General features: G+C 38.8%; 20 protein-coding genes and 1 riboswitch. Of the genes, 2 read left to right on the forward strand and 18 right to left on the reverse strand.

The genetic code is table 11. The annotated features are described in order from the left end of the window. Window positions 1-53: 53 nt before the first annotated feature. From HMPREF1210_RS04500 to prsW, 9 genes are all read right to left on the reverse strand, one after another. Window positions 54-1,076, reverse strand: a complete 1,023-nt coding sequence (locus HMPREF1210_RS04500) for an NAD(P)H-dependent glycerol-3-phosphate dehydrogenase (protein ID WP_016427425.1) — start codon at window positions 1,074-1,076, stop codon at window positions 54-56. A 26-nt stretch (window positions 1,077-1,102) separates the two neighbouring features. After that, window positions 1,103-2,413: a ribosome biogenesis GTPase Der gene (gene der, locus HMPREF1210_RS04505; protein ID WP_016427426.1), complete on the reverse strand. Its 1,311-nt coding sequence runs from the start codon at window positions 2,411-2,413 to the stop codon at window positions 1,103-1,105. 331 nt (window positions 2,414-2,744) lie between these two features. Further along, the gene (gene fni / locus HMPREF1210_RS04510) at window positions 2,745-3,800 is read right to left on the reverse strand and encodes a type 2 isopentenyl-diphosphate Delta-isomerase (protein WP_016427427.1); all 1,056 of its coding nucleotides are present in this window, start codon (window positions 3,798-3,800) and stop codon (window positions 2,745-2,747) included. A 12-nt stretch (window positions 3,801-3,812) separates the two neighbouring features. After that, window positions 3,813-4,952, reverse strand: a complete 1,140-nt coding sequence (rpsA, locus tag HMPREF1210_RS04515; RefSeq protein WP_016427428.1) for a 30S ribosomal protein S1 — start codon at window positions 4,950-4,952, stop codon at window positions 3,813-3,815. 96 nt (window positions 4,953-5,048) lie between these two features. Continuing rightward, on the reverse strand, window positions 5,049-5,633 hold the full coding sequence (locus tag HMPREF1210_RS04520; protein ID WP_016427429.1) for a 1-acyl-sn-glycerol-3-phosphate acyltransferase: 585 nt from the start codon (window positions 5,631-5,633) through the stop codon (window positions 5,049-5,051). Beyond that, the gene (cmk, locus tag HMPREF1210_RS04525; RefSeq protein WP_016427430.1) at window positions 5,634-6,308 is read right to left on the reverse strand and encodes a (d)CMP kinase; all 675 of its coding nucleotides are present in this window, start codon (window positions 6,306-6,308) and stop codon (window positions 5,634-5,636) included. It lies immediately after the preceding gene. A gap of 440 nt (window positions 6,309-6,748) precedes the next feature. Further along, window positions 6,749-8,038: a PepSY1/2 domain-containing protein gene (locus HMPREF1210_RS04530; RefSeq protein ID WP_016427431.1), complete on the reverse strand. Its 1,290-nt coding sequence runs from the start codon at window positions 8,036-8,038 to the stop codon at window positions 6,749-6,751. 11 nt (window positions 8,039-8,049) lie between these two features. After that, window positions 8,050-8,847 carry a spore cortex-lytic enzyme gene (gene sleB / locus HMPREF1210_RS04535; RefSeq protein WP_016427432.1) on the reverse strand — a complete coding sequence of 266 codons (798 nt, stop codon included), beginning with the start codon at window positions 8,845-8,847 and terminating at the stop codon, window positions 8,050-8,052. 76 nt (window positions 8,848-8,923) lie between these two features. Next, window positions 8,924-9,610, reverse strand: a complete 687-nt coding sequence (gene prsW, locus HMPREF1210_RS04540) for a glutamic-type intramembrane protease PrsW (RefSeq protein WP_016427433.1) — start codon at window positions 9,608-9,610, stop codon at window positions 8,924-8,926. 77 nt (window positions 9,611-9,687) lie between these two features. Between prsW and HMPREF1210_RS04545 the strand changes: the two genes are divergently transcribed. Beyond that, window positions 9,688-10,659, forward strand: a complete 972-nt coding sequence (locus HMPREF1210_RS04545; RefSeq protein WP_016427434.1) for an asparaginase — start codon at window positions 9,688-9,690, stop codon at window positions 10,657-10,659. Between the two features lie 50 nt (window positions 10,660-10,709). On the opposite strand, the gene HMPREF1210_RS04550 is transcribed toward HMPREF1210_RS04545, so the two are convergent. From HMPREF1210_RS04550 to HMPREF1210_RS04575, 6 genes are all read right to left on the reverse strand, one after another. Beyond that, window positions 10,710-11,678, reverse strand: a complete 969-nt coding sequence (locus HMPREF1210_RS04550) for a YpdA family putative bacillithiol disulfide reductase (protein WP_036659715.1) — start codon at window positions 11,676-11,678, stop codon at window positions 10,710-10,712. Between the two features lie 300 nt (window positions 11,679-11,978). Then, window positions 11,979-12,743, reverse strand: a complete 765-nt coding sequence (locus HMPREF1210_RS04555; protein WP_016427436.1) for a metallophosphoesterase — start codon at window positions 12,741-12,743, stop codon at window positions 11,979-11,981. Between the two features lie 74 nt (window positions 12,744-12,817). Next, window positions 12,818-13,447, reverse strand: a complete 630-nt coding sequence (locus tag HMPREF1210_RS04560; RefSeq protein ID WP_016427437.1) for a CBS domain-containing protein — start codon at window positions 13,445-13,447, stop codon at window positions 12,818-12,820. 75 nt (window positions 13,448-13,522) lie between these two features. Beyond that, window positions 13,523-14,149 carry a LysM peptidoglycan-binding domain-containing protein gene (locus tag HMPREF1210_RS04565; protein ID WP_016427438.1) on the reverse strand — a complete coding sequence of 209 codons (627 nt, stop codon included), beginning with the start codon at window positions 14,147-14,149 and terminating at the stop codon, window positions 13,523-13,525. Between the two features lie 73 nt (window positions 14,150-14,222). Continuing rightward, entirely contained in the window at window positions 14,223-15,674 is a 1,452-nt protein-coding gene (locus tag HMPREF1210_RS04570; protein ID WP_016427439.1) for an ATP-dependent DNA helicase RecQ, read from the reverse strand. Beyond that, on the reverse strand, window positions 15,671-16,708 hold the full coding sequence (locus tag HMPREF1210_RS04575; RefSeq protein WP_016427440.1) for a helix-turn-helix domain-containing protein: 1,038 nt from the start codon (window positions 16,706-16,708) through the stop codon (window positions 15,671-15,673). Before HMPREF1210_RS04575 ends, HMPREF1210_RS04570 begins: the two co-directional genes overlap by 4 nt. Window positions 16,709-16,818: 110 nt before the next feature. Here HMPREF1210_RS04575 and HMPREF1210_RS04580 point away from each other — a divergent pair, with 110 nt between their 5' ends. Continuing rightward, on the forward strand, window positions 16,819-17,067 hold the full coding sequence (locus HMPREF1210_RS04580; RefSeq protein WP_016427441.1) for a ferredoxin: 249 nt from the start codon (window positions 16,819-16,821) through the stop codon (window positions 17,065-17,067). A 293-nt stretch (window positions 17,068-17,360) separates the two neighbouring features. Here the strand turns inward: HMPREF1210_RS04580 and HMPREF1210_RS04585 are convergent, their stop codons facing one another. From HMPREF1210_RS04585 to sigX, 3 genes are all read right to left on the reverse strand, one after another. Beyond that, complete coding sequence (locus HMPREF1210_RS04585; protein ID WP_016427442.1) at window positions 17,361-17,939, reverse strand: ECF transporter S component; 579 nt, start codon at window positions 17,937-17,939, stop codon at window positions 17,361-17,363. A 154-nt stretch (window positions 17,940-18,093) separates the two neighbouring features. After that, window positions 18,094-18,226: riboswitch (FMN riboswitch) on the reverse strand. A gap of 124 nt (window positions 18,227-18,350) precedes the next feature. Further along, window positions 18,351-19,583 (reverse strand): hypothetical protein, encoded by a 1,233-nt coding sequence (locus tag HMPREF1210_RS04590; RefSeq protein WP_016427443.1) that lies wholly within the window; start codon window positions 19,581-19,583, stop codon window positions 18,351-18,353. After that, complete coding sequence (gene sigX, locus HMPREF1210_RS04595) at window positions 19,570-20,112, reverse strand: RNA polymerase sigma factor SigX (protein WP_016427444.1); 543 nt, start codon at window positions 20,110-20,112, stop codon at window positions 19,570-19,572. The genes HMPREF1210_RS04590 and sigX overlap by 14 nt, the downstream gene beginning before the upstream one ends. Between the last annotated feature and the right edge of the window lie 23 nt (window positions 20,113-20,135).

A 20,135-nucleotide genomic window follows, 5' to 3' on the forward strand; every position in this document is an offset into this window, starting at 1 on the left:
ATAACACGAAAAAACAAGAGGTACAGACGCTCTACCCCTTGTTTTGTGACGATTTATAGATACTCGAATAAATCTTCCATTTCATGTTTCTTCACGCGATCCATTAACTGATCAACTGCTGATTTTGGATCTACTTGTTCAAATAACACGGCATAAAGAGCACTGGTGATCGGCATGGGAACATCATGGAATTTCGACAACTGGTATGCAGCTTTTGTGGTGCGTACACCTTCAACAACCATTCCCATTTGCTCCAACACTTCATCCAGGTTCATCCCTTTACCCAGCATGCTGCCAGCCCGCCAATTTCGAGAATGAACGCTTGTACAGGTCACAATTAAGTCCCCAATGCCTGTTAAGCCTGAGAACGTTAAGGGATTGGCACCCATTTTTGTTCCTAAGCGGGCAATTTCAGCAAGTCCTCTTGTTATTAGAGCAGCCTTGGCATTATCACCGTATCCCAATCCATCAGTTATTCCTGCAGCCAGTGCAATGATATTTTTCAATGCACCGCCCATTTCTACTCCAATGACATCAGAATTGGTATATACGCGGAAGTATCCATGCATAAACAAATCCTGTACTTTTTCAGCATATTGAATATTTTCGCACGCTGCTGTCACGGTAGTCGGGTGTTTCAAAACTACTTCTTCGGCATGACTCGGACCCGATAGAACTACAATTTCTTCTATCAAGTGAGCGGGCAATTCTTCCCTCATCACTTCAGAAATACGTTTTAATGAGTCTGGTTCAATACCTTTTGACACGTGAACAAAAAGAATAGGTTCCTGTATCCACTCTTTGATATTGCGGCATACTTCACGAATGCCTTTCGTCGGAACAGCCATGACCACTATTTTCCCATGTCTGGCTGCTTCTTCTAGGGATGAAGTAGCTATCAACGAATCTGGTAATACAGTTCCAGGTAGATACTTTTCATTTGTATGTTGCTGATTGATTTCGTTTGCCTGATCTTCACGGTGCGACCATAGCAAACAATCATGACCGTTTTCTGCAAGAACAATACTTAACGCTGTCCCCCAGCTTCCGGCACCTAAAACGACTACTTTTTCCATGTTAGCAACTCTCCTACTGAAACAAATTACGTTCTAGCGCGTGTAATAAGACGAATTGGTGTCCCTTCAAAATCGAAAGATTCACGAATTCTATTTTCAAGGAAGCGTTCATATGAGAAATGCATGATTTCTGGTTCGTTCACAAACACGACAAATGTCGGTGGCTTGATCGCAACTTGTGTAGCGTAATAAATACGCAGACGACGGCCTTTGTCTGTCGGTGCAGGGTTACGTGCAACTGAATCCTCAATTACTTCGTTCAAGACACTAGAAGTAACACGCATTGCATGGTTTTCACTGACACGGTTGATAATTGGTAAAATTGAATGCACACGCTGATTAGTTTTTGCGGATACGAAAATGATTGGTGCATAATCGAGGAATAAGAAATGTTCACGAATCATTTTTGTTGTTTTGTTCATCGTTTTCTCATCTTTTTCAACAGCATCCCATTTATTTACGACGATAATGACTGCTTTACCCGCTTCGTGTGCGTAGCCGGCAATTTTTTTATCTTGTTCCTGAATACCTTCTTCAGCGTTTAATACGACTAAAACAACGTCGGAACGTTCAATTGCACGAAGAGCACGAAGCACACTGTATTTCTCAGTCGTTTCGTAAACTTTCCCTTTTTTACGCATACCAGCTGTATCGATGATGACATATGGCTGGTCTTCATATTCATATTGAGTATCGATTGCGTCGCGTGTAGTACCTGCGATTTCGCTTACGATGACTCGTTCATCCCCAAGGAAGCTGTTCACTAAAGAAGACTTCCCTACATTCGGACGACCGATGAGTGAGAATTTGATGACATTCTCTGGATATTCTTCTTCACCCTGTTCAGGGAAGTTTTTTGCCACTTCATCGAGCAGATCCCCTAATCCAAGACCATGGGAACCAGAGATCGGGAATGGTTCACCGAATCCAAGTGAATAGAAATCATAAATCATGGAACGCATGTCTGGATTATCTATTTTATTGATTGCCAGCACGACTGGTTTTTTTGTTTTATACAATATTTTCGCCACTTGTTCATCAGCAGCAGTTACACCTTCACGACCATTGGTAAGGAAGATGATGACATCTGCTTCCTGGATCGCGATTTCTGCTTGCTGACGGATTTGTTCCAAAAATGGCTCGTCCCCAATTTCGATACCGCCTGTATCGATTATATTGAATTCATGAGTCAGCCAATCTGCCGAGCTGTATAAACGATCGCGTGTGATTCCTGGGATATCCTCTACGATTGATATACGTTCCCCTACAATCCTGTTAAAGATTGTGGACTTTCCGACATTCGGCCGGCCTACGATAGCTACTACCGGTTTAGACATATATAATTCATCCTTCCAACTTCTTCTCTAAAGTATTATACATGAGAAAAACACAGGTTGCACCCCAATGGTGAAAGCAAGTATATTTCGTATACTGATATCCGGACTATTTCAAGAAAATATCAGTGCACGTAAAGTGTAAAACGCCATGATAGCTCGACTTCATGGAATGTTGAAAAGTCCAAGTTAGTCGGAATTCGACGTTTCATGGTGAAAAACATTGTTCGAACGGCAATGGGTGCAGTATTCCAATTTTTATGCTTTTGTACATTTAATATATCCAACAAAAATAAAAGAGATGCAGACAGTGGAGAATGTCTGCATCTCTTTATTATTTTCGATTGGCATATGTATGAGTATCTATTCCTCGGAGAGTGAGATAGTGATATAAATCACCTGATATGATTAAAGAAGATTGTTGTAACTCCTGAATAGATTCAGCCCCAAGAGAAACCATCAACATCGTTAAATCTTCATTCATGTGCTTAATTTCTTGAATGGTTGCTTCTTCCCCATCCTCAACCAACTTCTTTAATAAGACGCCGGCAAGGCCAACCGAAGAAGCTCCCAGTGCTAAACACTTCACGACATCGAGAGCGTGCTGGACACCTCCCGATGCAATCACGGGTAGCATTGAGGACGTTACTGAAGAGGTTTCTATCAAAGCAGCAGCAGTAGGAATACCCCATTCATTGAAATAGGACAGTTTCCTTTGTCTACGCTCATTTTCAATTGCCGCAAAGTTCGTTCCGCCAAATCCACCTACATCAATGGCAGCTACATTAATTTCCTGAAGTTTAATCGCAGTTTCCTTTGAAATGCCAAAACCAGTTTCTTTAACAATTACCGGTACTGTCAATTCATTTACAATTGATTCAATCCTGGATAAAGCTCCTTTGAAATCTCGATCTCCTTCAGGCATTGTCAATTCCTGGATAACATTCAAATGAATCTGTATTGCATTGGCCTCCAACATATCGACTGCTCGTTTTGCTTGGTCAACTGTAGCCTCACTACCCAAATTGGCAAGTATCACACCATTCGGATTCTCTTTTCTCACAGTCGAGTATGTAGCTATTTCTTCGGGATTTTTAAGCGCCGCCATTTGAGATCCAACGGCCATGGGAATATTCATTTCTTTGGAGATACGGGATAGTTGGCTATTTAACTCAGCCGTTTTAGCTCCTCCGCCACCGGTCATTGCATTAATAAAAAAAGGCGAACCAAAAACAAGTTCGCCCAGTTGAGTCTGCAATGACACACTGTCCCAATTACTGTCAGGCAGTGCTTGATGAACAAAACGAACATCATCTAACCATGTCTCTCTTGATTGTCCTGTAGACAACGCATGCTTTATATGGTCCAATTTTCGTTCAGCTCTAGTCATAAGATTACTCCGTTATTTAAAGTTTTTTAATTTATCACCAATAACATCACTGATTGAGAAACCTTTTGCTTCTTCAGGCATTTCATAATCAGTGCCTGAATAACCATCTTCCTTCTCCAACAAATCTTTAATGCTTAGTGACAATCGTTTATCTTGTTTGTTTACGTCCAATACTTTCACTTGCACTTCTTGGCCATCTTTTAACACTTCATGAGGCGTGCCGATATGTGAATGGGCAATTTGAGAAATATGAACCAATCCTTCTATTCCAGGGAATACTTCAATAAAAGCACCATATGAAACTAGTCTTTTTACAGTCCCTGTATGAACAGACCCTCTTGGCGCCTTATCTTCGATGCCTTCCCAAGGTCCAGGAAGTGTATCTTTAATGGATAAAGAAATGCGCTCACTGTCCCGGTCAACAGAAAGAACTTTGACTTTTACTTCCTGGCCTTCCTGGATAACGTCAGAAACTTGCTCAACATGTTCATGGGATAATTGTGAAATATGAACAAGTCCATCGACACCACCAAGATCAACAAACGCTCCAAAAGCAGCAATTCTTTGAACGGTACCAGTTAGCTCATCACCTGGATGAATATGATCGAGTACACTTTTTTTATTCGATTGTTTTTGTTCTTCCACCACTGCACGATGGGATAAAATCAAACGATTTTTTTCTTTTTCCATTTCAACGATCTTGAATGTCAGCACTTTGCCTTTGTAATCGTCAAATGATTCCACAAAGTGATCTTCGACCAGTGAAGCGGGAACAAATCCACGTAATCCAAGATCAACAACTAGTCCACCTTTTACTACGTCTTTTACTTCAGCTTCGATAATTTCCCCACTGACGAATTTTTGTTCCAAAGAATCCCAAGCTTCAGCAGCATCAACTTTACGTTTTGATAACACAAAATTGTCATCTTCTACTTTTGTAATAATTAGTTGCAATTCATCTCCAATTGAAACGACGTCAGAAGCTTTTTCAATGTGCAAGCTTGACAGTTCACTAATCGGGATTATTCCATCAAACGGTGCACCCTCAATTGTGACAGTTACTGCCTTTTCTTCAACTTGGGCAACCGTACCTTTCACAAAACTTCCTTCACGGAAATCCTGGTTTTCCTGCAAGTTCATTTCCTCAGACATATAGCATCCTCCTTCACAACGTTCCAATCTTTATTTTATGCGAATTCTTTAATAAAAACAAAAATTTTCACTTTTTCATAACAAAAATTACATTTATTATACTTTGTTTTCATCCAATAATTTTTGGATACGTTCCATGATGACTGTTGTTACTTCATCTGCAGAAGCTTTTTGATCGCGATAAGGTTGCATGATAATGGGTTCACCGTAAACAACTTTCAAACGTTTAAATGGCTTGTAAGGACCAATGATGGCACAAGGAACTACGTCTGCCTCACCTTTCAGAGCAAAAAAACCGGCACCGGAAAACCCTTTCCCAAGCTCACCATTTTTACTGCGTGTGCCCTCCGGGAATATTCCCATCACGTCCCCGCCTTTTAAAATAGCTAAAGCCCTTCTTAATGCTTCACGGTCACTCAAACCTCGTTTGACAGGAAAAGCGTTCACTTTTGGCAATAATGGTTTCAGGATGGGCATGTTAAATAACTCTTCTTTTGCCATGAAATGTACAGGTCGTGGCGACGTAATACCGACAACAGGCGGATCAAGAGCGTCAATATGATTGGTACATATAAGAATCCCGCCTGTTTTAGGGAAATGTTCCAACCCTTTTATATCAAAACGATAAACCGGATATAAAGCCGTCCACACAAGTGATTTAGCAAATTTGTATAAGTTCACTTAGCTCATCCTCTCTTTAGCTAACTGAATGATCTGTTGTGCAGCTTCCTGAATGTTTAGATGTGTTGTATCCAAATAAATAGCATCTACTGCTTGTACAAGTGGAGAAGCTTCACGTTCGCTATCGAATTTGTCACGTGCTTCAATTTCTTCTTTCAACTGGTCGACATTGGATTTAATTCCACGTTGCTCATTATCCAATTGACGTCTTTTTGCCCGTTCATCGACAGAAGCAGACATGAAGATTTTCAATTCAGCATCAACGAGTACATGAGTACCAATATCTCGTCCGTCCATCACAACGCCACCATTTTCAGCCATTTTCTGTTGGCGTTTGACCATTTCTTCTCTCAATGCTGCGTGTGCAGAAACAGCAGAAACCAAAGAAGTCACAACATTTGATCGGATCGCGTCCGAAACGTCTTCGCCATCCAGATAGACAAGTTGTCGATTATATGACGGTTTCAAATCAATTTCAGTATCAAGAAGGAGTCCTGTTAATTCTTCTTCACTTTCTAAATCTATGTGATGTTCAATTGCTTTATACGTGATTGCTCGATACATGGCTCCTGTATCAATATATGTATAACCAAGTTCTTCAGCCGCCAATTTTGCAATTGTACTTTTCCCCGCAGCAGCTGGTCCATCAATCGCAATTTGAATATTGTTTTTCATGAAATCCACTCCTAAACTTTCTCACACATATTGTACCACATGGATAAAAAAAAAAGCCCACGAGAATGAGCTTTGTTGCTTGTTGACAAAAGAATATTAATCAATATAAAAGTATAAAAATTCGCATTCTTATCTCTTGACTCTATCGAAATATATTATGGTCGGCTATTTCTTTCGCTTTCCGCGGACGAAACGCTAGCCTCCTCGTCTCAGCTGTCTATGACAGCTGACCCTGTGGGGTCTAGCTTGTTTCGTTTTTCCGCAGGAGTCTTCAGAAATAGCCGAACATGTTACTACTAAAATAATATGAAGAGATACGCAAACAGAAGCGAAATCTGTTGGAGTCTGAAAAGCCCACGGGAGTATGCTTTGTTGCTTGTATATTAAAAATCTGCGAAAGGATTTCTAATCAATCTCTCACGAGGGATTTCACATAATGATTAATATAATATCTCGGATTTTAACACTTCATGTGTCTCCGTATCAATCAATATGCGGAATGTGTGACTTTGTGTATCTGTGTCTTTTAGAAGGATTAATTCATAGCAAAGTCTTTGTTGAAGTGTTTCATTTTCCGTATAGGCCAGTCGTTCTTTTTCAATTGTCACCTGTTCAGTGAAATAATCATCCCATTTTATCGGAATTTGTTTTTGGTCAGGCAACGTTTCCTTTTGAATATATTCCATCGTGTTCACACCAAGAATTTCACCATCATCTTTCGCCAATTTCATTTGAATGGCATCAGCATAAATCCGAGCTTTATTTGTTGGATTCAACCTTACAAAAACAACATGCCAGACGAGATGATTTTCACGTGTTTCCACTAGTTCAACATCATCAAATCCAAATGACTTGACAGCTCTCTCAGCTTTTTCTTTGATTTGTTCTGGGGGAATGCGATCTTTTCCAATTGGACGTTCAATTAACAAAGATAGTAAATGTCCACCTTTTTTGGTGTAATCCGTGTAACCAGTTCGAATCCCTTCGTTAAATTGAATATGATAGAAAGGATATGCAGCTCCTTTTTTACTCGACGTGGTCACTAATTTTGCATTTTTAAACTTCGGAAACATTTCTTTCATCGTTTTTTCAACATATTGCTTTGTTACTGGTTTATCCACAATAGACTTTAACTCTTTTTTCTTAAGGTCGTCTGATTCACTTGCAGTTAAAGGGAAGTCACTTTCGGAATAACCTTTTACCGTACTGGATAAAGCTGTCCATTTTTTTGAAGGCTTCTCTGCTTTGACGTCTTTTTGCCACTTTTGGAAAGATTGTTGACTTGCTAGCAATTCCGTTGAGGCATTTTGCCATTCGTAGGAAAACTCATCCAAATTTTTTGCTACATTATTTGTCACTTTTAACCATTGCTCTTCAGGTACTTTATCCTCACTTTTTAGTTTTGCATAATCACCGAGGCGTCCGAGGTAATTCATCCATTCATTTGAAAAATCCCTATCGAGTGGTAGTGAAGCAATGTCGTCTTTTATTTCGGAAGATAGTCTCCAGATATCTTCAAGTGGTTCTGCTTGTGCGGCTTTGTCACTGAAGACGGTTGCACTTTGAATAGATTTTTGCAGCTCACTCATTTTTTCTGAAGCATCCGTCATTCGACTTGTATATTGATTCCGAAGGTTATTTTGCAAATCTTGTTCGTTTTGTTTGGAGTTATATAAAAATACACCCATAACAATCAAGGCAAGAGCTAATATACTTGATAAAATCTTCATGTCTTTCCTCCTCACTCACAGAATATATGTTTTCCTATTGTTTTGATTTGCGGACGAGACCAAATCCAATCACTTGTTGCAGTGTCTGGATTGAAATAATAAAGTGCATTTTCAGTAGGATCCCAACCATTCAATGCATCTAGTACAGCTTCTTTAGCGCGTGCATTTGGAGTCAACCATATTTGACCATCAGCAACTGCGGTAAATGCCCTAGGCTGAAAGATTACCCCACTTACAGTATTCGGAAACTTGGGATCTTCCACACGATTTAAAATTACTGCTGCAACAGCAACTTGCCCCTCGTATGGTTCTCCCCGTGATTCACCATAAACAGCATTGGCCATAAGCTGTAAATCTTGTTCAGAATATTTAGCTGGTAATTGTACCTGCTCAGGTTTTTTAGCTCCTTGATTCGTCCCTTTCTTAACCTGTTGTTCTAAAGGAATATTGCCGTAGTGAGTAAATTGATTTCCTTTATTTATTTGATCTTTTACATACTTTTTATGATAGGTGGACTCTTTTGCTAGCCTCGATTTGGTTTTTTGCCCTGCCACACCGTCAACTGGCAAGCCAAACTTCTCTTGAAAATTACGTAGTGCCCAGTAAGTACCGTAGCCGAATTTTCCGTCTATCTTATTTTTGTAGAAACCGATATATTGTAATCGTGCTTGCAATTCTAATACATCATCTCCGTAAGCACCCATTTCAATCACTTGATCCGAAAAGGCTTCTGATTGCTGGGGTGCGCTGACCGATAATGTCAGCATACATAAAGTGATAAACCAAATTAACCATTTGTTTTTTCGCATACACATTCTCCTTTTTCTTAGAATGAGGAATCATGCGTTTTTTATACAAAAAAAAACCAATTTATTAAAATTGGTTTCACAAACTTTCACTTATATCTTCTTGTTTATTAAAATGTTGAACCGTTAATAAATGCGCTTTTTTTACTTTTGCTAAACATAACCACCATAAAAACAACATGAACGGAATCATGAAATACATGGAAATCGATTTAATTGATAGTATCCCGTTATAGACCATATGCAAGCACAAAGGTGCCAGCAAAGCGATAAACAAAAGAGGCTTGGAAGATTCACTTAAAGCAAATTTTGCACGTCCCAGATAATATCCCATTACCACTCCAAAAATAGCATGACTTGAAACCGGCAATAACGCTCGCAAAAAAGCGGTATCCAATCCAAAAGTAAATATGTAAAGAATATTTTCAACCGTAGCAAAACCAAGTGATACACTAGCACCGTATAATATCCCGTCATACGGGTCATCAAATTCAACGTGCTGGTAAATGGCCATAACCAAAACGAGCCACTTAAAAAACTCCTCTAATAAACTGGTGAATAATACGTTTCGTATAAACATTGATTGAAAAATATGTTCAACTTCAAACACATGTTGTATGAAGAGAATAGGAAACGTTAAAATAGCACCATAGATAAATGTATGAAACAATGTACGAGAAGGCTCTGATGAAATTTGGTTACGCAAATAAAAATAACTGAATAACGCAAGCCCTGGAGCGATTGCGACAGATAATAATAGTATCAAGTTGCTCTCGCCTCCCTTTTATTGGTTTAATTATATCATTCTTATGTCAGTTGTTGGATGGATGGAGGTAGTAAGAAATGAAAAAAATAGTTGTTATTCATACTGGTGGAACGATTTCCATGCATGTTCAAGATGAATCTGGGGCGGTAGTTCCTGGCGATTCCAATCCGTTAACTGCTGAAATCGATAAATTGAAGGAATATGCCGATATTCATGAAATTGAAGCATTTAATTACCCATCACCACATATGACCCCGACAGAAATGTTAAAACTGAAACAAATTATTGATCTGCAATCGACAGAAAATCATGTAGATGGCTTCGTCATTACACATGGGACAGATACTCTGGAAGAAACAGCTTATTTTCTAGATCTCACTGTAAAAAGCAATATTCCGATTATCTTGACAGGTGCCATGCGTTCTTCAAATGAAATTGGTGCAGATGGCGTTTATAATCTGTTATCAGCAGTACGGGTAGCGATTACTGCAGACGCAAATGGCAAAGGAGTTCTGGTTGTTATGAATGATGAAATCCATACAGCCCAGAACGTAACAAAAACATCAACAAGTAACGTATCAACATTCCAAAGTCCTCAATATGGACCAATCGGACTCATTTCAAAAACGACTATTCATTTTCATCATACACCCAACTCGCGTGAATCATTTGAAGTGGATGACGTGTCACCAAAAGTAGCATTACTTAAAATCTATGCTGGCATGGATGCAGACTTGCTGATGCATGTTGCAAATTCGGGCTATAGCGGAGTTGTTTTGGAAGGATTGGGGCAAGGAAACGTTCCGCCTGCAATTATACCCGCTATTAAACAACTTATTCTGCAAAAGATTCCCGTTGTTTTGGTTTCCAGATGTTACAACGGCATTGCGCAGCCCGTGTATGGTTATGTAGGTGGAGGGAAAATGCTAGAAGAAATGGGCGTGTTATTTGCACATGGACTCAGTGGTCAGAAAGCACGAATTAAACTGTTGATAGCGCTATCTGATGCTCGATGCTCACAATCCCTTCAAACCATTTTTGAATATTAATTTTCCTTTTGAACACTTTTAATTCTACATAAGAAAAAGCTGCTGACCACTCAGCAGCTTTTTTTTGATTTGATCGCGTCCGCAATTAACTCGCCGTGAAAGCGACCATTTTCAATGAAAATTTCATTTGCATTATTTCCTGCCGCTAAAACACCAGCAATATACAAGTTTTCAATATTGGACTCCATCGTCAATTCATTTAACAATGGTCTGCCGGAAGCTTCGTCAATATGCACACCCATTTGGCGCAGGAAGTCATGATCCGGATGATACCCAATCATAGCAAAAACGAAATCATTTTTAAGGGTGATGACTTGATCTGGTTTGCGTATCCGTACTTCTTCTTGTCCAATTTCTTCAACGTGTGAATCAAATAGCATGGTGATTTCACCACTGCGAACCAAGCCATCAAATTCAGGCAGTATCCACGGTTTCACGCTACTTGAATAAGTACTACCCCTATATACGACAGTTACTCTGGCCCCTGCTTTATTTAACTCTAAAGCTGCATCAATACTCGAATTTTTACCCCCTATAACCACTACATCGGTATCAAAATAAGGATGACCTTCCTTGAAGTAATGGCTTACTTTCGGTAACTCTTCTCCTGGTATACCAAGAAAATTCGGGTGGTCATAATATCCGGTTGCAATCACTACATGTTCAGTTTTATAGGTAGATTTTGTTGTATATACTTCAAACATATTTTTGATTTTCTCAACTCGTTGAACCGTTTCGAATTTGCGGACGTGTAATTTTTTCATTTTTACCACTTCGCGGTAATAAACAAGTGCCTGATTTCGTTTTGGTTTACGTCCTTCAATAATGAACGGTACATCCCCGATTGACAGTTTTTCACTTGTACTAAAAAAAGTTTGATGAGTAGGGTACTTATAAATCGCTTCCACGACATTCCCTTTTTCAATTATGACGGGTGAAAGCCCGATATTTTGTAAAGATATTGCAGCTGCGAGACCACAAGGACCCCCACCTACAATGATTGCATCTACTTTCTCCATCATTTTACACTTCCTCTATATAAAAATCTCCTATCTAATGATTGGAGAACTAACTGTACAATACAACTAATTGGCATCGTTTTTTCCTCAATCCAATAATCCCATACACTGATGCTTGGTCCGAGAATATTATGATTCATGCAACAAGTTCTGCACTGATCGCTCATCAAAATATAGAAATGCCTGCAAAATATCCTGTTGAATTTGTGAAACTCAATTTTCAGCATGCTGATTAAACGGTCTGGAAGATTCTTTTTTTAACAATTATTGTAAACGTCGTGTATGTGCTGCGAGAACATTTTAAAAATCTTTATTTTTAATGGTCAAGATGTGGCATTCTGCAGGTGCACCCAATCTGAGAGGGATAAAAGTTGTACCGAAGCCATTACTGATTAAAGTAAATTCATCTCGACCTTTTATCAACTCACCTTTTTGGTAATATCCCCATTTTCCTAATCGAATCTGTCCTCCATGAGTATGACCAGCCAATAACACGTCAGAATTGTAACGGTCTTTTACTTTATGAAAGACAAACGGAGTGTGTGAAACAAAGACAATCGGGTCTTCTTCAGGTACCTTGGCAAAACTTTTACTAATGTTCGCTCTTCCAGAAGATACATCCTCTATGCCAACAATCCAGATATGATGAGCATTCGTTTTTACGCAGACTGCTTCATTTTCTAAAATTATTCCACCCACATTTTGAATATATTTTCGGATATGGTGTTCTCCCACTTCACGGTCATTATTACCCCAAACGTAATAAATAGGACCGATTTTAGCCAGTTGTTTAATATTGTCTTCAATTTGCCCTAAAGGTACACCACTTTCCGCCAGATCTCCACCTATAATCACTGCATGTATATCTGTTCCGACTTCCTCAACTAAATGATTCGTTATTTTCCTTCGATGAATATCGGAAATGAAAAACAGGCGGAATGGATGCTCATCCTTATAACTGGATATGTCAATTTGCTGGTGACGTATATTCGTCTCAAAAGCTTTTTTCACCATAATCAATGGTATACATAAAGTAAAGCCTATAATTGTTGCCAAATAACGCATGTATTCACCTCTGAATCAAAATAAAAAGAGGAGGGTTTCCCCTTCCCCTTACTTGTATGAAAGTTGTATTTCGATCAATCTTCTTCCATATGCAATACGCGGAATCCAGAACGGTCAAGTTCTTTCAAGAATTTTTGTACATTATCACGTTTCTCGATTTTCAACACGATACGTCTCAATAATTTGTCTGATTCATCAAATGTAACTAATGAAATCACAGATTCATGGAACTTTTGAATAATGTCTCCTACGCGGGCTATCTGTCCCTCTGTCTCTACAGACGTAAATGTTATGCGAACGCCAGGACTATCCATTCCAAAAGCACTTCTGAATTGATCCATGATATCAAATCGAGTGACAAGACCTAAAAAGCGATTTTCTTCCACTACCGCTATAATTGGAAAGTCATTTAGTTGAAGTAGAGAATCTTCAAAAACGTCATCAATGGATAAATAGATTTCCGATCTTGTCACAACGTCCATTAAAGACGTGCTTGCAAGAAAATCTTCTTTGTTTAAACCACTGTAATAAAATGCACGGTAAACAATATATCGATTTAAAATACCTTTATAATGGCCATTTTCCAATACTGGCAATGCATCGATTTGATTTTTTTCCAATATGTCCAGTGCCGCTTGCACCGACTCTGATGTTTGAATTGAAATACATTTTTCCTTTGGAATCATTACACTTTTCGCAAACATGCTGTCACCTCAATCTATATTGATTATTAACCTATTCTACAAAACTCACTCTTATCCTCTTTATAATACAAAAATTTATGGAAGAATCAATGTTTGCCCAGTTGAAATCGAGTCTGATGAAAGTCCATTTGCAGATTTGATTTTTTCGACGGCATCTGGTGAATTGTAATAATTCATGGCAATTCGGTAAAGTGTTTCACCTGGTTTAACGACATGTGTCTTGGAATCTGAGGATTGTTCTTCATCCTGTGTTGTGTCAGTCTCTTCTTCAACTTCTTCGGTTTCTGTTACTACTTCTTCTGGTGTTTCTTCTTTGGTTTGTTGTTCAGTTGTTGAAGATTCTTCCGCATTCTCCTTTTCAGTGTTTTCTTCAGCAGACGCTTCTGACTCAGTGTTTTGAGAATCTTCTTCACTTGCTACATCTTCTTCATTTTGTTCATATTTGACTTGGCTATCGTCTTGAACTGTTGTTTCATTCGCATTCGGCTCATAAAATGCAAAAACATAGATCAGAAATGAAACAGGTATCAGAATAAAGAATAAGAACAGGATGGGTAACAATAAATTGCGTTTTTCTTTCTTCTTTTTAGGATCAACATTCGTTGAACGTCTGGAAGCACGTGTATTGGGTTTTTCATCACCATTTAATTGTATGGGTTTACGATGTTCTTCAATTTTATTTTGATAATCATCTTTATTCATAGCTGTAAACTCCTATTCTACTTTTCATCTTTATTTATTATGACGAAATTTGGAGAAAAAGTAAAATAAACCTCTAACAGTTTCGTTGGAACAATGCTGAAATTCTTTTTTCCCAAGCATTCAGTATTAATTTGGCTGCTGGTTGTTCCGATGAATTTACGATATTCTCTTTATTTAATCCGCATTTCGAACAACAATTTTCTGGCCTTTCCTTAAGTTGCTGTCCAAACACTTCAACGATTTGCTGTCGAATGCAAGAAGAATTCGTTAAAATGTCTTTCATCAAATAAATCTGCTGAATCTTTTGCTGTTTTAATTGATGCAAAATATCGATGGTCTCCTCAACTGATTTGCGTGGTAACCAATAGGTTAATATTCGTACATGCGTTTCAGATAACACGCCAATCTCCACTAATTGACTAGGATGTTGTCCGTTTTGCTGAAATTCTTTATACAATCTGACATGTGTCTCTTCGGGAAAATCGTTCGTAGCCACGAAAATCGAATAATCTTCATCATCTCGAGTAAAAAACATTGTGGCCAGTGAATCAAGGCCATCTCTTCCAGCACGCCCAACTTCCTGAGCGTAATTGGCAACCGATGACGGAAAATGATCATGAATGATTTGCCGCACATCATCTTTATGTACACCCATTCCAAAGGCATTTGTCGCACACACCCAATCAATTTCACCATTCAAAAACTGCTGTTGAATAAACATCCTATCGACTTGTTCCATTCCTGCATGGTATGAGGCAATACGGATGCCCTTCGCATTTAATTTCAGAGCATATTCGTCTGCTTTTCTGCGTGATTGCGTATACAGAATTCCCGGACCGGTAAAGCGCTCTATTTGTTCTGCGATAAGATCAAACTTATGCTCCTGGGAATCAACTTCAACCGCTTCATATCGAATATTTGGTCGATCGAGTGCTTGGATATGGATTGATGGCTGGCGCATATTCAATTGAGTGGTGATATCTTCAATAACCTTTGGTGTCGCTGTCGCAGTTAACGCAAGGATTGGAGGGCGTCCGCTAAAAGATAACCAATCACTCAATCGCAAATAGTCCGGTCTAAAGTCGAATCCCCATTGTGATATGCAATGAGCTTCATCCGCAACAACTAAAGAAATCTTCATGGTCATTAGCTTAGCTTTCACTTGTTCTTGCATCATCATTTCAGGAGATAGAAAAATGAATTTATATGTTTCCATTCTCTGCAAAAGCGCATTTTTTTCAGGTGGAGTCAAAAATGAATTTACCGCAACGACTCGCCTCTCCCCCATTTTTTTCAGTTGTTCAACTTGATCCTGCATTAATGATAGCAAGGGCGAAATAATGATGACGCTATGCGGTAAAAGATATCCCGGTAGCTGATAACAAAGTGATTTACCCATTCCTGTAGGTAAAATTGCAAGAACATCTTCTTTATTGATAATACTTTTTATGATTTCTTTTTGACCTTGCCTAAACGTACGATAACCAAATTTATCATATAGAACTTTCTCCAGATTTGACGTCAATTCGATTCCCCTCCTATAGCCAAAAGCAACCTTAGTTGAAAGTACGTATAACTTGGGAAAACGTCTTTTAGCGTCCGTAATTTTTTAGTTTCTTGTTGTTTAATTTTTTGAATGAGCGTCGGAACATCCTCGCTCGGAAAAAACATCTCTACTGATAATAATGATCCATTCATCGCCATCTCTACAAAATGATCTTCTATTGTGCTTGTCTTTAGTTGGCGCATTGAACTAATTTCTTCAAATGAATAGCCTTTTTGGTACAAATCTGAGGTTTTCTTAGCTGATTCAGTTAATGGAGTTGATACTTTGATATCTTCAGTCATTCTCGTTAATAGACTCAAAGATGGTCTGATAGAAATTTCATCTAGTATAATATGTAAACTTTCTTGCAGACGGATTTGAAGATCCATTTCATCTTCCTCCAACGCGCGGGAAAGCTGTTGCCATGTCACTCCACTTACCTCATATCCAGTCAAACGATGACTGAGAATTACTAAATGAAGTTCGGATAACTTGTCCGACTGGCACACACTGAGCAGTTCTTCATAATATTTTGAAATGAACTCATTTGACTTGTAAGTAAAGTCATGCAAAAAATGACGAACCCATTGTTGAATCTTTTCATCTTTCTGGATGGGTGTGAACGTCCATTTTTTTGCGTTAACATGCGAGAGTGTTTGAGTAACTAACGATAAACGTTGAAAGAAAATGCGTTCATTTCCTCTATATAACCAGCCATTCAACTGCAATGATGGCATTTCCTTCAACTTTTCTTTTCCCAAGAGCGTTAGTTTGGGAATAGATTGCTCGTTGACAATCAGCAAGTTTGACTGAATCATTTGTTGCACATATTGTTCATATGTTGGTTTTGTGAGTTTTGGAAAAAGTGAAAAGTAATTGGTCAGTCCATAACTTTTAACATCTTGGATGGTTTGACCCGAACGTTTACCTCTAATTAGGTGAAACGGGGCTGAAATTGTACGTTCTTCATTTAATCGATTGACCATATGTAAGATGATTTGTTGGAATAGCACAAGACTTCCTCCAATTTAATATGTATTTAGGTTGAAAATTGAGGAAAACATGATTAGAATAAATACGAAAAGCTTTTTCAAGCGAACGGAGAAAAAGGAGAGGTTTTAACATGGCGAAGTATACTATTGTAGATAAAGATACTTGTATCGCTTGTGGCGCATGTGGCGCAGCTGCACCTGATATTTACGATTATGATGATGAAGGCATTGCCTTTGTTATTTTAGATGATAACATGGGAACAACTCAAGTTCCAGATGAACTCGAAGAAGATATGCAAGATGCATTTGAAGGCTGCCCTACGGATTCCATTAAAGTTGCCGAAGAATCATTTGACGGAGATGCATTAAAATACGAATAGGAAAAAGCTGCGAATTTCTTCGCAGCTTTTTTTTTTCATTAATATAGCTTTATTAATATAATGTCGTTTATCGCACATTTGCGCTAGCCGCATGTTACGCATGAGCCAACAAGTATGAAAACCGCATACTTGTTGGTCTTACACTTCAAAAGTGCTGTGCCTGCGGTTACTCGTCGCAAAGAGTACGGTCAAATTTCCTTTGACCTTACTCTTACTTGCGGCATGCTGTGCGCAAATGGACTCTTTCTGATCAATCTCTAGTATTTTTTCACATAGCCTAATAATGATTATTATTATGAAAATTGAGCTCGTTGTTTATCCAACCACGTTTTCATCGTCTTGAACAAAACAATGATGATGGCGGACAACAGCAACCCTTTAATTAAGTTGAATGGTAAAATCCCTAGCACAATGGTATCACGCAATGCAGAACCAGTAAGTGCTGGCATATTCAAGAAATAAGTGTACATCGGTAAAAATACCGCGTAATTTAACACGCTCATTCCGATTGCCATGGCAAGGATTCCCACAATCAGACCAATTGCCAAACCTTTCGTATTTGAAACTTTACGATAAATTGCATATACAGGAAGCATGAACAAAATGCTCGTTACAAAATTGGCAATTTCCCCAACAGGAACACCTGTTGGACTACCACTGAAAATCCAATATAGAACATTTTTAAATAGTGCTACTAAAATCCCAGCTACAGGTCCCATAGTAATTGCCGCAATAAGTGCTGGCACATCGCTGAAATCGACTTTTAAAAATGGTGGTAATGCAGGTAACGGAAAATTAAATAGCATTAAAACAAATGAAATACTACTTAACATGGCTACTGCAATCATGACACGCAGTTTGTTGTTCTTCATAAAAACTCTCTCCTTTTGCCGATCCACTCCACAAGAAGAAAAGTTCGTCCGCTTTGTCCCATCAAAAATCCCCTAAGCCGTTATCGCTTAAGGGAGTAGAAAGGCGCACTTAAATAGGCGTCTCGTTAAATGACAGAACGAAAAACGACCGCACCTTCACCTTCTCCCATCCAGACTATACTGTCGGCTTTGGAATCACACCAAATCCTGCCTTACGGCTCGCGGGCTTAAGAAAACGTTCTTCTATTACCGCCGATCGGGAATTTCACCCTGCCCCGAAGATGAATCAATATTAACTTACATTGTTTACTATAAGAAAAAAAGAACCATTTGTAAACTACTTGAGCCTACGTATGGTTCTTTTTTATTAATAAATTTCTATCCAATTGTCAATTTGAAACATGTAAAACCTTATTCCCAAACATATTTATTCGCTCCAACAGGACTTTCAACGGGCTTACTGAAATCGAATCCATTCCAAGTCAATGGTGCGATATTTTCAAACTGAACGTCGTTCCCAAAACTTCCATTCGTCAATAGAATCCCTTCGATTAAATGAGAAGCTACTTGAGGATCCATTAGTTCTAAGTTCAATTCCTCTGTAAACCGGATACGATTTATCCCTTGTTCATTGCTCACTTCAAAATTGATGCCTTCGGGAATTACACTCTGTAGATAATCACTCTGAGATGTTTTCATTTCATTCATCGCTTCTTGAACGTCCGAATGAGTTTCGTTCATGTTCGGTACCAAAAATTGATTTCCGTTTTCATTTCTATACAGATAGAAACTCGTAAACGTGTTCCCACTTGTCAATGCTCGCGGTTTCATAGGACCAACCTGATCAAATTCAGCTTGACTTCCATCTTCATTTTGAAAAACAACTTGGTTGTAGCCATAAAACGTTTCTTGAATTGATTCGGTATACGCATTTATGGTTGCACTCGACAAATCGTAATCATGTGTAGATGGCAACTTGTGAATCAATTGATTCTGTTGTTCTTTAAATTCACCTTCGAATGGATGGAATTCAGCAAATCCAAGTGCGGATTCAACTAATTCACCAGCATATTGATTATACAAATCCAAACTCGTTGGCTCTGCATTTCCTAAATCATTCGCAATGGTCCGGCTCGGAATAAGTACCGTTAAGGGTACAACGATTCCATCATTCGACAACATGCCAATGTGAAAGACTGTGTGTTCTTTTGCATCTACTGGGTAGACAGATGTGAGAACGGCACCTTGACGAGCAAATGTAGGAGACGTTTCCTCATCACTGGTTATGCCCGCACTATCGTTTGCAGATTCTTTACTATTTGAAAACATTTGATTCGATGTATCATCCGCGCTTTCTTCTTCAAGTTTAGCGGAACTATCTGTAACAGCTATCTCTGACATGGTCTTATCCTCATTTTGCGGATTATTGAGAAAACTTGCTACAAGTATTGTCAAGGTAGCCATCGCTGCAACTGCTACAGCTGATGGAATCCATTGTTTACGTTTTTTGTTTTTGCTATCGGCCAATCTTGGATCTTGCTGCAAACGTTTCAATACTTCGTCTTTGGAGCGTGTATCATGTATTTTGGGCACTTGGCTAAGTAACTCGTCAATCTTTTGTTCACTCCATTTATTGTTGCTCACCGTGAACTTGCCTCCTATCCGAATGCCCTGATAAGCGATCCCTAAGTTTATGGATTGCCCGATGTTGTGTGGTCTTTACTTTCCCTTCCGTCCATCCGAGAACTTGTGCTGTCTCCGTAATGGATAGGTCTTGAAAGTATCGCATGACAATAACCATTTTTTGATCGCCAGTGCATTCATCTAATACGTCCAGCAATTGCTTCATATCATCATTCATTTCGACTAATTCATCGGGCAGAGCTTCATTGGATCTCAGCTCTTGTTTTTCCCAGTCAAAAAAGTCAAAAGCATGACGCTTGCGTACAGACGACTTTCGAAAATGATCAATCGCAACGTTTTTGGCAATCGAAAATAACCAAGTCTTTTCGGAACTTTTCCCTTCGAATCGGCTGTATGCTTTTAAAACTCTAACATATACTTCATGCATTAAGTCTTCGGCTGTCTGTCTATTTTTAACAATATACAGCAAGAACTGAAATACGTCTTGATGATATTGATCATAGAGCCTGTGAAAAACGGAGTCATTCATGAACTCCCCCCGTTCATAAAATT

It is taken from the genome of Paenisporosarcina sp. HGH0030, from assembly GCF_000411295.1.
Taxonomy (GTDB): domain Bacteria; phylum Bacillota; class Bacilli; order Bacillales_A; family Planococcaceae; genus Paenisporosarcina.

Excerpts from the sequence above, each read along its gene's own strand:
- sigX (WP_016427444.1), bottom strand. The coding sequence starts at position 20,112 with ATGAATGACTCCGTTTTTCACAGGCTCTATGATCAATATCATCAAGAC.
- HMPREF1210_RS04580 (WP_016427441.1), top strand. The coding sequence starts at position 16,819 with ATGGCGAAGTATACTATTGTAGATAAAGATACTTGTATCGCTTGTGGC.
- sleB (WP_016427432.1), bottom strand. The coding sequence starts at position 8,847 with ATGCGAAAAAACAAATGGTTAATTTGGTTTATCACTTTATGTATGCTG.
- HMPREF1210_RS04550 (WP_036659715.1), bottom strand. The coding sequence starts at position 11,678 with ATGGAGAAAGTAGATGCAATCATTGTAGGTGGGGGTCCTTGTGGTCTC.
- HMPREF1210_RS04500 (WP_016427425.1), bottom strand. The coding sequence starts at position 1,076 with ATGGAAAAAGTAGTCGTTTTAGGTGCCGGAAGCTGGGGGACAGCGTTA.
- fni (WP_016427427.1), bottom strand. The coding sequence starts at position 3,800 with ATGACTAGAGCTGAACGAAAATTGGACCATATAAAGCATGCGTTGTCT.
- HMPREF1210_RS04530 (WP_016427431.1), bottom strand. The coding sequence starts at position 8,038 with ATGAAGATTTTATCAAGTATATTAGCTCTTGCCTTGATTGTTATGGGT.
- rpsA (WP_016427428.1), bottom strand. The coding sequence starts at position 4,952 with ATGTCTGAGGAAATGAACTTGCAGGAAAACCAGGATTTCCGTGAAGGA.
- HMPREF1210_RS04545 (WP_016427434.1), top strand. The coding sequence starts at position 9,688 with ATGAAAAAAATAGTTGTTATTCATACTGGTGGAACGATTTCCATGCAT.
- HMPREF1210_RS04565 (WP_016427438.1), bottom strand. The coding sequence starts at position 14,149 with ATGAATAAAGATGATTATCAAAATAAAATTGAAGAACATCGTAAACCC.
- der (WP_016427426.1), bottom strand. The coding sequence starts at position 2,413 with ATGTCTAAACCGGTAGTAGCTATCGTAGGCCGGCCGAATGTCGGAAAG.
- HMPREF1210_RS04585 (WP_016427442.1), bottom strand. The coding sequence starts at position 17,939 with ATGAAGAACAACAAACTGCGTGTCATGATTGCAGTAGCCATGTTAAGT.
- cmk (WP_016427430.1), bottom strand. The coding sequence starts at position 6,308 with ATGAAAAACAATATTCAAATTGCGATTGATGGACCAGCTGCTGCGGGG.
- HMPREF1210_RS04555 (WP_016427436.1), bottom strand. The coding sequence starts at position 12,743 with ATGCGTTATTTGGCAACAATTATAGGCTTTACTTTATGTATACCATTG.
- HMPREF1210_RS04560 (WP_016427437.1), bottom strand. The coding sequence starts at position 13,447 with ATGTTTGCGAAAAGTGTAATGATTCCAAAGGAAAAATGTATTTCAATT.